General features: G+C 61.9%; 8 protein-coding genes. 7 read left to right on the forward strand and 1 reads right to left on the reverse strand.

Annotation, left to right across the window (positions count from 1 at the left end):
- A partial coding sequence (locus tag AC1ROI_RS33610) for an Ig-like domain-containing protein (RefSeq protein ID WP_492573985.1) occupies nucleotides 1-3,004 on the reverse strand: 3,004 nt, incomplete at its 3' end.
- A 213-nt stretch (nucleotides 3,005-3,217) separates the two neighbouring features.
- Between AC1ROI_RS33610 and AC1ROI_RS33615 the strand changes: the two genes are divergently transcribed.
- From AC1ROI_RS33615 to AC1ROI_RS33645, 7 genes are all read left to right on the forward strand, one after another.
- A complete protein-coding gene (locus AC1ROI_RS33615; protein ID WP_102593622.1) occupies nucleotides 3,218-4,117 on the forward strand; it encodes a LysR family transcriptional regulator in 900 nt (299 codons plus the stop codon).
- A 68-nt stretch (nucleotides 4,118-4,185) separates the two neighbouring features.
- Nucleotides 4,186-5,199 carry an aldo/keto reductase gene (locus AC1ROI_RS33620; RefSeq protein ID WP_102593621.1) on the forward strand — a complete coding sequence of 338 codons (1,014 nt, stop codon included), beginning with the start codon at nucleotides 4,186-4,188 and terminating at the stop codon, nucleotides 5,197-5,199.
- Between the two features lie 597 nt (nucleotides 5,200-5,796).
- Complete coding sequence (gene glgA, locus AC1ROI_RS33625) at nucleotides 5,797-7,383, forward strand: glycogen synthase GlgA (RefSeq protein WP_010459959.1); 1,587 nt, start codon at nucleotides 5,797-5,799, stop codon at nucleotides 7,381-7,383.
- Between the two features lie 16 nt (nucleotides 7,384-7,399).
- On the forward strand, nucleotides 7,400-9,199 hold the full coding sequence (gene treZ / locus AC1ROI_RS33630) for a malto-oligosyltrehalose trehalohydrolase (protein WP_102593620.1): 1,800 nt from the start codon (nucleotides 7,400-7,402) through the stop codon (nucleotides 9,197-9,199).
- Complete coding sequence (gene malQ, locus AC1ROI_RS33635; RefSeq protein WP_010459957.1) at nucleotides 9,192-11,270, forward strand: 4-alpha-glucanotransferase; 2,079 nt, start codon at nucleotides 9,192-9,194, stop codon at nucleotides 11,268-11,270. Before treZ ends, malQ begins: the two co-directional genes overlap by 8 nt.
- Entirely contained in the window at nucleotides 11,267-14,047 is a 2,781-nt protein-coding gene (locus tag AC1ROI_RS33640; RefSeq protein ID WP_102593619.1) for a malto-oligosyltrehalose synthase, read from the forward strand. The genes malQ and AC1ROI_RS33640 overlap by 4 nt, the downstream gene beginning before the upstream one ends.
- Nucleotides 14,048-14,068: 21 nt before the next feature.
- Complete coding sequence (locus AC1ROI_RS33645; RefSeq protein ID WP_083376845.1) at nucleotides 14,069-14,383, forward strand: DUF2934 domain-containing protein; 315 nt, start codon at nucleotides 14,069-14,071, stop codon at nucleotides 14,381-14,383.
- Nucleotides 14,384-14,534 lie beyond the last annotated feature (151 nt).

A 14,534-nucleotide genomic window follows, 5' to 3' on the forward strand; every position in this document is an offset into this window, starting at 1 on the left:
TGGCCTTGCCAGTGACGGTTACTGATCGGTCAAAGGTGATGCCACCCTGGGCGACCGGGCCTTTGGAATCGGTGACCGAGTCAATGGCCGGTGTGACCGCCACCGCCACGGTCAAGGTTCGTGGCGCGGAGCTCTGACCCGAACCGTACAACGCCTTCGCGGTAAAGCTATGGGCCCCCGCACTCAACCCGGACACCAGCAAGGTCCAGACCCCCGTGCCCGAATCCGCCGTCGGCTGACCTTTGGAGACCGTACCGTCGAGCACATCGATTTTCTGGCCTTTGCTGGCCGTACCGGTCAGCGTGATGCTGGTATCAACCGTGCTCCCGCCTTCTGCGATCTCATCCCCATTGGAATCGGTCAAACGGGTGATCGCAGGCTTCACATCCTCCACAGCCTTGACCGTGTAGGTACGCACCTGAAACGGCAGCGCATTGTTTTCATCCTGACTGCCACTCAACCCCGCCTTGAACTCAACTTTCAGTTCGCTCCCGTCCCTCAGGTTTTTCAATTCATTGAATGGAATCGGATGCGTGTAAAAGCCCTGGGTAATCCAAGTTTCGTTGGTTTGCGAGAGAGGCGGCTGCCAAAATGTCTGGGCGTAGGGACTGTCGTCATTGTTGGTGCCTTGCACCCGCAACCAGACGAACTGTTTCAGCGCAATGAACGGCCAGGCGTTAACCTGGATCACCGCGTTGTCGGTCAGCTGGCTGACGTCGAATTCGGCCCCTTCACCGTTGTCCGCGGCCTGGAGGATCAATGGTTTGTCGAGCACGTTTTCCGGCAGTGGCAGCACCGATAACGTCAGGGAGTCCGAGGGCATGGGGCTGCTGCTGCCGCGAGTTACCTTGTAGTTCACCGTTACCGCTTTGCCGAGGCTGAAGGCGACTACCTTAGGCTCCAACGGTATCTCCTGCGGCCCGAGCGTGGTCACAGGCCACGGTGCGGTGGTATGCGAACCCTCGGGCAGCGTGCCGTCGGCACCGGTCCAGATTGCAGTGATCTGGTCGCCGACCAGCATTCCGTCGTAGTTGACGACGGCGGTCAGATGGGTCTGGGCATTCAACGGATCAAGGCGGGTGCCGCCGTCCGCTTCTTTCACGGCCGGGGGTAACAGTTGGCCAATCGCCTGGCCAACCCCAAATTCCAGCACATTCGAATAACTCGTCTCGCTCGTCGCCGCCCGCCAGATCCGGTAACTCACCGTCACCTTCTTGCCGCGGTTCGGCTCGATGTGTTCGGCGACAAACGTGGCGTTGAGGGTGAAGTGCACGTCCTTGTCCTTGGACAGCCCGTTGAGGGTGACGGAGTCTTCCGTGGTACCCGTGACTTCACCCGTCCAGGTGTAGGTCACGATGTCACCGGATTGGGTCGGTTTGACGGTCGGCCTTGGCGCGGTCAGTTTGCCGATGCCGCCGGGCAGGTCCCCGGGCTCCAGCGCTCCGTCCTGTTCACCGAGGACGATGGGTTTGACCAGTTCGAGTTGCGGCTCGCCCACCTGCAGCAGCGCCGCATGCAGCGATTCGCGGCGGATGACTTCACCGTTCGGGCCTTCGCGGAGCAGGTAGTACGACAGCTCCAGCGTGCCGCCTTCCAGGGTTTTCAGGTGCCTGCCGTCCACCGCGATGAAGAAATCTTGCTGGGCTTCGATCTCTTCCCAGGTTGGAAAATACCAATCCAGCTCAGGGGTGTAGCTGCCGGTATCCGGGCGGGTGCCGGCCCAGATGAGGTCGATGGCCATGCCCTGCTGCATGATCGGATCGAACGGAATCCGCACGCGAGGGTGAGGCAGGTCCGGATCAATCGCGCCGTTTTGTTCATCTTCGGCCTTGGGCGCGGCCAGGTGTTTCGGTTCGCCGATGAAGGTGACAAATTGCCCCTTGGACGGCAGGGGGTCGGTCACGCCCGGGCGCTCTACGCGATAGGAAAAGGTCACCTGGGTTTTGGCCAGTTGGCGCACGTCGGCGTTGGACAGGATGACTTTGTAAGTATGCGGCAGGTTGTCGACCGTCTGGGCCGGCGCGATGACTTCCACGGCCTCGTTGTCCACGGTGGTGCCGCGCATCTTCAGGATGATGCGGTCGTCCTGCTCGAACGCCGGCGCTTTGGCCCAGACCTCGCCCGTGATGTCATCTTCGCCCAGCGCATCGAGGTCGAGAACGTTGTTCACGGCCTCCTGGACGACCGGTGCGTCCAGAAAATCGACGCCGGTCATGACCACCAGCCGCGTGGCCTTGCACCAGTCTTGCGAATAATTGTGCACCACATCGCGCACGCGGAAGGTGACCGCCAGCCCGGAGATGTCGGTGTCGCCCGCGGCCAGGATGGTGGCTTCGTCGACGTGGATCACGATCGGGTGAGTGGCCGGGTCGCTGATCTGCTCGGCAGTCAGCGGCGCGGATTCCACGAGCACACCGCCCCAGCTCAGCACGATGACATCGCCCACCGCCGCATCCGGATAAGGCACGCCGGTCCCGGACTCGGCCCGAACGATGATGTCCACCCCGGCCGCGGCGATCTCCTTGTCGACGATGTTCTCGACGATGGCCGGATCGATGAACAGGTACAGGTTCGAGTGGCTGCCTTCTTCCGGGTTAAGGTCCTGGCCCGCAGGAATCTCCAGCTTGGCGTAGAGCTTGAGCGCCGGCGTAAACGTCTCGGCGCCCTGATTGAAACGGGTCACCCGGTACGCCAGCGTGTGCGCCCCGGTCAGCCAATGCCTGGGCTCGACCCACAAGGTCACCCGCTGACCGACTTCGGCGTCGTCGGTGATGATGTGCTGATTGACCACTTGGCCGTTGAACAGCAGCTCGACCTTGTCGCCTTTGCCCATGCTTGACCAGGCCGGGACGTAGACTTTGAGCCCGTTGATGGGGAAGTTGTCCAGGGCGGCGGCGCGGTTGATTGCCCAGACGTCAGTGGAAGAGTCCAGTAGACGGGCGCCGGGGATTTCTGGTTCACGCAGCAGCCTGGAAACGGGGTGACGGACGGGTTGCACGAGCATGGGGAGACTCCTGTCGAGGGGGGCTGGGCGACGGAGTTATTTAAGGTGTGAGTCACGGCGATTGGCTACTGTCAGAAATGACAGGTGGAGGCGCTTTCCCGACAAGTGGTACATCCCGTATGGGAGCGACGCGTCGCTTCGATCTCAAGCATGTGCTTGCGAATCAACGAAATATGACGGTAAAAGCGCCGGATCTTTAAAGGATTTTTACCCATGAGCTCGATTCTCGACCTGGAGATCTTCGTTCGCACCGCCGACTCCGGCAGCATCTCCGCCGCCGCCCGTACTTTGGAACTCACCCCTGCCGCTGCCAGCATCGCCCTCAAACGCCTGGAAACCCGCCTCGGCATCCGCCTGTTCGCGCGCTCCACGCGCAGCATGCGCCTGACCGAGGAAGGCCGGCGTTATCTGGAAAGCGTGCGTCTGGCCCTGGCCGCCCTGGCGGAAGGTGAACAGGCCCTCAAGCCTCAAACCCAAGGCTTGAGCGGCGTGTTGCAACTGGCCGCGCCGTCAGACTTCGGGCGCAATGTGTTGTTGCCGTGGCTGGATGACTTCAAGCGCCAGCACCCGAATATCCAACTGCAACTGCTGCTCAATGACCGCCACTCAGACCTCTTTCGCGAAACCGTCGACGTCGCGTTGCGTTTCGGCGTGCCCAGCGATTCGACGCTGGTGGCGTTGCCGATTCTGCCGGGGCATCGTCGTGTGGCCTGCGCCAGTCCCGATTACCTCGCCCGCCACGGCATGCCGAAAACGCCGGCGGACCTCGGCGAGCACAGCGCCCTGCTCTACCTGCGGAACGGCCGGCCTTATAACTGTTGGCGTTTCAGTCGGCAGCATGAAGTGTTGGAGGTTGAGGTGCGCGGCGACTACCTCACCGACGACGGCGAAGTCGCCCGTCGCTGGGCGTTGGCCGGGCATGGCATTGCTTATAAAGCCTGGCTGGATGTCGCCGCCGATGTGCAGGCCGGGCGGCTGGTGACGCTGTTTGATGACTGGCAAGGCGAAAGCGTGCCGTTCAATTTGCTGTGCCCGCATCGGGTGCAGGTCTCGGAGCGGGTCAAGGTGTTGCAAGCGTTTCTGCAAGAACGTTGTCATGCACTTTGCGTATAAATTCACTTTTCGACGCGCAGGCGTTCTGGTATTTGATTGAAGCTTTCCCACGGTAAAAGGATTTCCTCATGAGTTATCGCACGCTGGGTCATTCGGGTTTACAGGTGTCGACCCTGACCCTGGGCACCATGATGTTCGGCGAACAGACCAGTACCGAAGATTCCATGCGGATCATCGACAAGGCCTGGGACCAGGGCATCAATTTCATCGACACTGCGGACGTCTACACCGGCGGCCGTTCCGAAGAGATCGTCGGCGAAGCGATTGCCGGCAACCGTCACGAATGGGTGCTGGCGACCAAGGTCGGCTTTGGCCCGGTGGACGGTGTGCCGAACCGCAGCGGGTTGAGCCGCAAGCATATTTTCAATGGCCTTGATGCCAGCCTGACGCGTTTGGGCACTGACTACCTCGACATCTATTACCTGCACCGCGAAGACCACAACACGCCGCTGGAAGTGACCATGTCGGCGATTGGCGATCTGATTCGCCAGGGCAAGATCCGGTACTGGGGCCTGTCGAACTACCGTGGCTGGCGGATTGCCGAGGTGATCCGGGTGGCGGATCAGTTGGGTGTTGATCGGCCGGTGATCAGTCAGCCGCTGTACAACATCGTCAACCGTCAGGCCGAGACCGAGCAGATTACGGCCGCGCAAAATTATGGTTTGGGCGTGGTGCCTTACAGTCCGCTTGCGCGCGGAGTGCTCAGCGGCAAATATGCGCCGGACGTGAAACCGGACGCCAACAGCCGCGCCGGTCGCGCTGACAAACGCATTCTGGAAACCGAATGGCGAGTGGAGTCGTTGCGTATTGCCCAGCAGATTCATCGGTACACGCAGGAACGTGGCGTGGGCATTGTCGAGTTCGCCATTGCCTGGGTGTTGAACAACAGCGCCGTGACATCGGCGATTGTCGGACCGCGCACCGAGGAGCAATGGGATGCTTACACCAAGGCGCAGGCGGTGAAGATCACGGCTGAAGACGAGGCGTTCATTGATTCGCTGGTCACGCCGGGGCATTCGTCGACGCCAGGGTTCAATGATGTGAGTCATTTTGTTTCAGGGCGTAAACCGCGTACCGCCTGATATTTTTCGCGAGCAGGCTCGCTCCCACAGTGGACCGCATTTCAAGGTGGGAGCGGCTTGCAGTGAAAATAGTCCACGGATGACCGCGATCCTGTGGGAGCGAGCCTGCTCGCGATGAGGCCCTCACACCCGACACACCTCGCACTGCAATGGTGCAAAACCCCGTAAACCACGCCCATTACCGTGACTTGCCAGTCCCGTTTTGACCCGTGCCGAAAAATAAACCTGCCCTTCGTCGGTGCGTTTCCCCCTACAAGCGTTGTGCCTTTACCCTCTCCCCACCGATTGTCGAACAATTTCGCCACTTGACCTGCCCCGCTCTAGGATCTGGCCTAGACTCATTTTCGCGAGGTAAAACCGGTCAGTCATCTGGTGGTAAAAAACTCGAAACTTTCGGTCCTGCCCAAGGGTCAGGTTAAAGGTAGGGCCTCAGCGACTGGTGCATTCCTTGCAACGGCCCCTTCACCCTTTCTGCATTAGCGCATGGGGCAGCATTTGCTCACCGATGCGAAGCGCGTTTGCGCCCGGCCACAGGATTTGGCCACGAACACCGTTGGTGCCAGACCTAGAATTAGATCAACAACACGGGAGATTCATATGATTAGTGCGGCTTTAGATATTCAGGGAGAGCGTGCTCATCAGCAGGTCGGCGAATCAAGCGCCGTGAATGCTCCGAGCGCCAAATCGATCAGCGTACCAGGCACCAAAACGCTGTCACCGGCTGCCAGTCAGAATCCGAACAGAAAGAAGGTATTGTTCGTCACCTCCGAGATCGCCGATCTGGTCAAGACCGGCGGCCTGGGTGACGTTTCCGCAGCGCTGCCCCGGGCCATGTCTCATCTGCACGATGTGCGGGTGCTGATCCCCGGTTACCCGCAAGTGCTGCACAGTGAAAACCCGATCCATATCATCGGTGAACTGGGTGGGCACGCCGCACTGCCACCCTGCAAGATCGGACGCATGGACATGCCGGACGGTCTGGTCATTTACGTGTTGATCTGCCCCGAACTCTACGAGCGCGAAGGTTCGCCTTACGGCGCCAACAACGGCCGCGATTGGCCGGACAACCACATTCGTTTCGCCCGCCTGGGCCTGGCCGCCGCCGATATCGCCGCCAATCTGGCACAAATCCACTGGTGCCCGGATCTGGTGCATGCCCATGACTGGCCAGCCGGCCTGGCGCCAGCGTACATGCACTGGCGTGGACAGCGCACCCCGACGCTCTTCACCATTCACAACCTGGCCTATCAAGGCGTCACCAGCCTGGGCTCGTGCCCTGAACTCGGTATTCCCAACCATGCCTTGCAACAGGAAGGCATGGAGTTCTACGGCAAGATGTCGTTCCTCAAGGCCGGCATGGCCTATTCGAGCCACATCACCACCGTCAGCGCCACTTACGCCCAGGAAATCACCACGCCGGCCTTCGGCTGCGGTCTCGACGGCTTTCTCGCCGCCAAGACCCAGCAAGGCCTGCTCAGCGGTATTCCCAATGGCATCGATGAAAGCTGGGACGCCGCCACCGACCCGCACCTGTTCTGCCCGTTCGGCATCGGCGACTGGGACGGCAAAGCAGTCAACGCCGCCCATGTCCGCGACCTGTTCGGCCTGGAAGACTCCGAAGGCCCGCTGTTCGCCGTGGTCTCGCGCCTGGTCTATCAGAAAGGTCTGGACCTGACCGAAGCGGTCTCCGAATACATCGTCAACAACGGGGGCCAGATCGCGATCATCGGTCGTGGCGAGCCCGAAGAAGAACAAGCCATGCGGGAACTCGCCCTGCGCTTCCCCGGGCAAATCGGCGTGCGCATCGGCTTCAATGAAACCGACGCCCGTCGCATGTTCGCCGGCAGTGATTTCCTGTTGATGCCGTCGCGTTACGAGCCATGCGGCTTGAGCCAGATGTACGCCCAGCGCTTCGGCTCGCTGCCGGTGGCCCGCAATACCGGCGGTCTGGCCGACACCATCGAAAACGGCGTGACCGGTTTCCTGTTCGACGAATCCACGGTGGAGAGCTATCAAGAAGCCCTGAGCCGCGCGTTCAAGGTCTTCGCCTTCCCCGGCCTGCTCAGCGCCATGCGGTGCCGCGCCATGGCCGCGCCGTTCAACTGGTGCAAGGCGGTTGAACCCTACGCCGAACTCTACGAACGACTGGTCGCCAAAGCCCTGGGTAAATCGGGCAAACAGTAAAAAGAGGTTTTCAACGATGCCGTTACGGACCCTTGAGACCTGGCCCCACGGCGCAATCATGCTGGACGCAGAACACACGCGTTTTGCCTTGTGGGCGCCAGATGCGTTTTACGTCAGTGTCGAACTGGAAGATGGACAATCCTTGCCGCTACTGCCTCAGGCTGATGGCTGGTTCGTGATCAAGACCCGTTGCACGGCGGGTACGCGTTACCGCTACAACATCGATGGCGAGCTGGAAGTGCCGGACCCGGCCTCCCGCGCGCAGGCCGGCGATATCGGCGACCACAGCGTGGTGGTCGATCCACTCGCCTATCAATGGCAGAACAGCGCCTGGACCGGCCGCCCCTGGAACGAGGCGGTCATCTACGAATTGCATGTCGGTGCGCTCGGCGGCTTCAGTGAAGTCGAGAAGCACCTGGCGCGCCTCGTTGACCTGGGCATCACCGCGATCGAGCTGATGCCGCTGGCGCAGTTCCCCGGCGATCGCAACTGGGGTTACGACGGGGTTCTGCCCTACGCGCCCCAATCGTCCTATGGCACTCCCGAACAACTTAAACATCTGATCGACACCGCCCACGGCCATGGCCTGGCGGTGATTCTCGACGTGGTCTACAACCACTTCGGCCCGGACGGCAATTACCTGCATCACTACGCCAAGGGCTTTTTTCGCGAAGACAAGCACACGCCTTGGGGCGCGGCCATCGATTTCCGGCGCCGAGAAGTGCGGGACTTTTTTATCGACAATGCGCTGATGTGGTTGCTGGAATACCGCTTCGATGGTCTGCGCCTGGATGCCGTGCACGCCATTGAGAGCCCGGACTTTCTTCAGGAACTGGCGCAGACGGTTCGCGAGCAAACCAACCCGGCGCGGCACGTCTGGCTGACGGTCGAGAACGAACACAACCAGGCCAGCCTGCTGGAGGAAGGATTCGACGCGCAGTGGAACGATGACGGCCACAACGCCTTGCACGTTTTGCTGACCGGTGAGACCGACGCCTACTACGCCGACTATGCCGACAACCCCACGGAAAAACTGGCGCGCTGCCTGAGCCAGGGCTTCGTGTTTCAGGGCCACGTGACCCGCCACGGGACAACCCGGGGCGAGCCCAGCGGTCACCTGCCGCCCAGCGCGTTCGTGCTGTTTTTGCAGAACCATGACCAGATCGGCAACCGTGCCTTCGGCGAACGCTTGCATCAACTGGCTCCCCTCGAAGCCCTGAAAGCGGCGACCGCGCTGTTGCTACTGTCGCCGATGATCCCGCTGATGTTCATGGGCGACGAATTCGCGGCCGAAGAGCCGTTCCTGTTTTTCACCAGTCACCACGGTGAACTGGCGGAGCTGGTCCGTGAAGGGCGACGGAATGAATTCGCGGCCTTCAGCGCCTTTGCCGATCCTCATAGACGCGAACAGATCCCCGATCCGAACGCGCCTCAGACCTTTGAAGCGTCGCGGCCAAAACTGACCGCCACCCGGCAATCGGCCATGCAGGGGCTGTATCACCAACTGCTGCGGATTCGCCACGACCACATCATCCCCCACCTGCCGGGCGCTCAAGCCCTGGGTGCCGAGGTGTTGGGCGAAGGTGCAGTGACAGCGCGCTGGCGACTGGGCAATGGCCGTCAGCTGCGCATTGACCTGAACCTCAGCGACAAGCCAGTGGTCCACTCCCCACAGGCCGACGCCAGGTTGTTGTTCGAAACGCCGCCTCAGTCAGCCGGCCTGTTGGAACAGGGCACCCTTGCCCCGTATTGCGCGCTAGTCAGCCTCACGGCCGCAGCCCCTTGCTACCCCCGGATGGAGAGCGCCAATGAGTGATGCGCAATTGGAAATACTGGCCGGCCGTGCCGGTTTGGCAGTCGACTGGATCGACGCCAACGGCCGCCCGCAGAAAGTCGCCCCCTCGGTATTGCGCAATGTCCTGATCGGACTCGGCCACCCGGCCAGCACCGCACAGGAAATCGACGCCAGCCTCCTGCAATTGCAGGAGGTGCAACAGACCCGGCATCTGCCGCCGCTCATTACCGCCGATTTCGGCGTCAGCCTCGACCTGGCGCATTTCTTTGAACCGGAATCGCCGTGCGAGATCCACCTTGAAGATGGCTCACGACTCAACCTGAAACTGGACGCCGAGGCCCAACTGCCCGGCCTGGTTCCGGTCGGGTATCAGCACGTCAGCATCGACGGACAATCATTTACCCTGGCCGTGGCACCGGCGCGCTGCTACAGCGTCGGCGATGCCGTCGACAGTCCGATCCCGCGCACCTGGGGCCTCAGCGTGCAGTTGTACTCGCTGCGTCGCGCCGGCGATGGCGGGTTCGGCGATACCCAGGCGCTGGAAGACCTCGCTCGAGTGGCCGGCGAACGCGGTGCCGAGGCGCTGGCGATCAGTCCGCTGCACGCGATGTTTGGCAGCGACACCCAACGCTACAGCCCGTACTCACCGTCCAGCCGGTTGTTTCTCAACAGCCTCTACGCCGCGCCGGGCGCTATTCTCGGCGAGCGCGCGTGGCGTGCCGCGATAGACGCCACCGGCCTCGCTGCCGAACTGCAACATCTGGAAGAACAGCCGCTGATTGACTGGCCCGTGGCCGCCGAAGCCAAGCATCGTTTGCTGCAAGCCTTGTATGAAGGCTTCGTCCAGGGCGAACACCCGTTGCATGCCGATTTCAGCAGTTTCCGCCACGCGGCCGGTGAGGCACTGGAAAACCACTGCCGCTTCGAAGCCATACAAGAAGCGCGCGCCGCCAAGGGTGAAACCCTCGACTGGCGCGAGTGGCCGGAACAATGGCGCGACCCGCGCAGCGCCGCCCTCGCCGAATTTGCCGAAGAGAACGCCGGTCGCATTGGCTTCTTCGCGTTCAGCCAATGGCTGATCACCCGTTGTCTGGAGCGCGCACAAACCGCCGCCCGCAGCGCGGGGATGAGCATTGGGCTGATCGCTGATCTGGCGGTGGGTGCCGACGGCGGTGGCAGTCAGGCGTGGAGTCGCCAGGACGAACTGCTCGCCTCACTGACGGTGGGAGCGCCACCGGACATTCTCAACCGCACCGGCCAGGGCTGGGGCATTTCCGCGTTCTCTCCTGAAGGCCTGGTGCGCAACGGCTTTCGCGCCTTCATCGAAATGCTCCGGGCCAATTTCGCCCACGCCGGCGGCTTGCGCATTGATCACGTCATGGGCCTGCAACGGCTGTGGGTGATCCCCAATGGCTCGCCGCCCGCCGACGGCGCCTACCTGTATTACCCGGTGGACGACCTGCTGCGCCTGCTCAGCCTTGAATCCCATCGCCATCAGGCGATCGTACTGGGCGAAGACCTCGGGACGGTGGCCGATGGTCTGCGGGAAAAACTCATCGCCCGCTCGATCCTCGGCATGCGCGTGCTGCTGTTTGAACAGGACAACGCGCACTTCAAATCGATTCTCGACTGGCCGGACAACGCCCTCGCGACCACCAGCACTCATGACCTGCCGACGCTCAATGGCTGGTGGCATGGCCGTGACATCGACTGGAACGCCCGATTGGGCCTGGTCGATGCCACGGGTGAAATCGAATGGCGCCATCACCGTGAGCGCGAGCGTGAAGGCCTGCGTCGCGTGCTGAGCGAGGACCCGCAGAACTTCCGCGAAGAATCCCATGAGACGGACCAGATACTGGACGCGGCGGTACGCTTTCTCGGGCATACCCGGGCACCGCTGGTGTTGCTGCCACTGGAAGATGCCCTGGGCATCGAACAACAGGCCAACCTGCCCGGCACCATCGACACGCACCCCAACTGGTCGCGGCGCTTGCCGGGCAGCAGTGAAGCGCTGCTCGATGACCCGGACGCCTCGCGGCGCCTGGAATTGCTCGCCTGCGCGCGACTTCAGGCTGGCGAGCGTGACCAATGAATCAGTCAATACAACCGCTGCCGCTTCGCGCGTCGTTGCGCCTGCAATTCCATAAAGGCTTCACGCTGGATCAAGCCGTGCCGTTGGTGCCGTACTTTGCCAGCCTGGGCATCAGCCACGTCTATGCCTCGCCACTGCTTGCTGCCCGCGCCGGTTCAATGCACGGGTACGACGTGGTGGACCCGACCACGGTCAACCCTGAGCTGGGCGGCGAAGCGGCCTTGCGCCGCCTGGTTGCGGCCCTGCGCGAACACAAGATGGGGCTGATCCTCGATATCGTGTCCAACCACATGGCCGTCGGCGGTAGTGATAACCCTTGGTGGCTGGACTTGCTGGAATGGGGACGCCTGAGCCCTTACGGCGAGTTTTTCGACATTCAATGGCACTCACCCGACCCGCTGATGGAGGGCCAGTTGCTGCTGCCTTTCCTCGGCAGCGATTACGGCGTCGCCTTGCAAGACGGCACCCTGCCCTTGCGCTTTGATGCACAACGCGGTGCGTTTTATGTCGAGCACTACGAGCATCACTTCCCGATCTGCCCGTCGAGCTACGGTGAACTGCTGCGAACCGACGACGAGCAACTCAAGTTTCTCGCCGACCGTTTCAGTGCTTTGAGCTACCAGACCGACTCGCACAGCCTGGCGCAACCGCTGAAGGCAGAGCTGCGCGAACTGGCCAGTGACCCTGCGATCCTGCAGTGCATTCAGCAGAATCTCAGTGCCTACGATTCGCTGACGCCCGATGGTTTTAAGCGGCTGCACAACCTGCTCGAACGCCAAAGCTATCGGCTGGCCAGTTGGCGCACGGCGGCGGATGACATCAATTGGCGGCGTTTTTTCGATGTCAACGAATTGGGCGGCCTGCGGGTCGAACGCCCCGCCGTGTTCGAAGCGACCCACGCGAAAATCTTCGAGTTGGTGGCTGAAGGGCTGGTCGACGGTCTGCGCATCGACCACATCGACGGCCTCGCCGACCCGCGCGGCTACTGCCGCAAACTACGGCGTCGGGTCGATACCCTGTCGCCCGACCGGCACCTGCCAATCTACGTCGAGAAGATTCTCGGTGAAGGTGAAACCCTGCACCGCGACTGGTCGGTGGACGGCACCACCGGTTACGAATTCATGAACCAGTTGTCGTTGCTGCAGCACGATCCCGAGGGTGAAAAGGTTCTGGGTGAACTGTGGAATCGCTTCAGCGAACGACCCGCCGACTTCCGTCAGGAAGCGCAATTGGCGCGCCAGCAGATTCTCAACGGCTCCTTGGCCGGCGATTTCGAGAGTGTGGCCCAGGCGTTGCTGCAAGTGGCTCGGGACGATCTGATGACCCGCGACCTGACCTTGGGCGCGATCCGTCGGGCGTTGCAGGAACTGATCGTGCATTTCCCGGTGTACCGCACCTACATCAGCCCGCGTGGCCGTTCTGCCGAAGACGATGTGTTTTTCCAGCAGGCCATGGACGGTGCCCGGCAGACCCTCGGCGAGGCCGATTGGCCGGTGCTCGATTGCCTGGCCGGTTGGCTCGGCGGTGAGCCGTGGCGCAAACGCCCGGTGGGTCGTCAGCGCAAGATCCTCAAGCATGCGTGTGTGCGGTTCCAGCAACTGACTTCACCCGCCGCAGCCAAGGCTGTGGAAGACACCGCGTTCTATCGCTCAGCGGTGCTGCTGTCGCGCAATGATGTGGGCTTCAGCACCGAGCAATTCAGTGCGCCGGTCGCCGATTTCCATGCCGTCTGCATCAATCGCCTGGAGCAGTTTCCGGACAACCTGCTGGCCACCGCCACCCACGACCACAAACGCGGCGAAGACACCCGCGCGCGGTTGGCGGTGTTGAGTGAACGCAGCGCCTGGTACGCCGAGCAGGTCCCGCTGTGGCGGACACTTGCCCGGCCCCTGCGTGAAGACGACCAGATGCCCTCGGCGGGCGATGAATTGATCCTGTATCAAGCGCTCCTCGGCAGCTGGCCACTCGACTTGCACGGTTACGATCAACCGGCGCTGGAGAACTACACTCAACGGGTGTGGCAGTGGCAACAAAAAGCCTTGCGCGAAGCCAAATTGCAAAGCAGCTGGAGCGCGCCGAACGAGGCTTACGAAAACGCCGTTCAGCAATTCCTGCAACGCTTGCTGCTCAGCCCTGAAGGCGAGCTTTTGTGCACCGCACTCAGCAAAGCCGCCAAGACCATCGCCGTCCCCGGTGCCCTCAACGGGTTGGCGCAAACCTTGCTGCGCATGACCGTGCCGGGGATCCCGGACCTCTACCAGGGCAACGAGTACTGGGACTTCTCGCTGGTGGACCCGGACAACCGCCGGCCGGTGGATTACGTGAGCCGCCAACAGGCGATGCAGGTTCCGTTGAATCTGCCTGACCTGTTGACCAACTGGCGTGACGGGCACATCAAGCAAACCCTGATCAAGCAGGTATTGAACCTGCGGGCCGAGCATGCGGAGCTGTTTCGACGAGGGACGTATCAAGCCCTTGAGGTCGTGGGCAGCCAGGCTCACCGAGTGCTGGCCTTTGCTCGCGAACATCAGGGAAAACGGGCCATCGTGATCGTACCGATTCGATGCGCCCCGCTGCTGGAAAACAGTGCCGAACCCTGGGTTGACGCGCTGCGCTGGGGCGATACACGGGTGAAATTACCGTTCACCGCTTCCGAGGAAAATCTGAAGGGACTTTTCTCGAGCACCGCAGTCACACACCACAGGGAGCTGAACATCAGCGCCGCGCTGGGGGATTTCCCGGTCAATCTCTTTATTCAAACGTTTACCCAAGCTTGAGTTCAGTTCAGGAGTATTGCGATGAGTACCGACGATAAACGCGTTCGCGAATTTGCCTATCAAATCTGGGAATCGGAAGGTAAGCCTGAGGGCCAGGACGCCCGGCATTGGGAGATGGCGCGCAAGCTGGCTGAAGCCGAAGCCCTGGCCCCCAAAAAATTGCCCAAGGCTGCCGGCAGTAAAACGGTTGCCAAGCCTGCTGTGGCCAAAGCCAATGGCAAGGTGCCCGAGCCGAAAGCCAAGGCCAAGCCTGCAGCGGCTTCAAAGGTAATTCCGCCCGGCGAAAAAGCTGCCGAGAAGAAGCCTAAAGCAGCGCGCAAACCGCCTGCTGTCTGACGCTTCACTATCGCGTCCTGATTGACCTCGTGGCCAGCCCCCTGGCCACCGTGGGCTTGCTCGCCCACGAAAAACCTGTAGGAGCGGGGGGGGGGGGGGGGGGGGGGGGGGGGGGGGGGGGGGGGGGGGGGGGGGGGGGGGGGGGGGGGGG

The organism is Pseudomonas sp. GW823-FHT02C02 (assembly GCF_058797635.1).

Excerpts from the sequence above, each read along its gene's own strand:
- AC1ROI_RS33615 (WP_102593622.1), top strand. The coding sequence starts at position 3,218 with ATGAGCTCGATTCTCGACCTGGAGATCTTCGTTCGCACCGCCGACTCC.
- glgA (WP_010459959.1), top strand. The coding sequence starts at position 5,797 with ATGATTAGTGCGGCTTTAGATATTCAGGGAGAGCGTGCTCATCAGCAG.
- AC1ROI_RS33620 (WP_102593621.1), top strand. The coding sequence starts at position 4,186 with ATGAGTTATCGCACGCTGGGTCATTCGGGTTTACAGGTGTCGACCCTG.
- AC1ROI_RS33645 (WP_083376845.1), top strand. The coding sequence starts at position 14,069 with ATGAGTACCGACGATAAACGCGTTCGCGAATTTGCCTATCAAATCTGG.
- AC1ROI_RS33640 (WP_102593619.1), top strand. The coding sequence starts at position 11,267 with ATGAATCAGTCAATACAACCGCTGCCGCTTCGCGCGTCGTTGCGCCTG.
- treZ (WP_102593620.1), top strand. The coding sequence starts at position 7,400 with ATGCCGTTACGGACCCTTGAGACCTGGCCCCACGGCGCAATCATGCTG.
- malQ (WP_010459957.1), top strand. The coding sequence starts at position 9,192 with ATGAGTGATGCGCAATTGGAAATACTGGCCGGCCGTGCCGGTTTGGCA.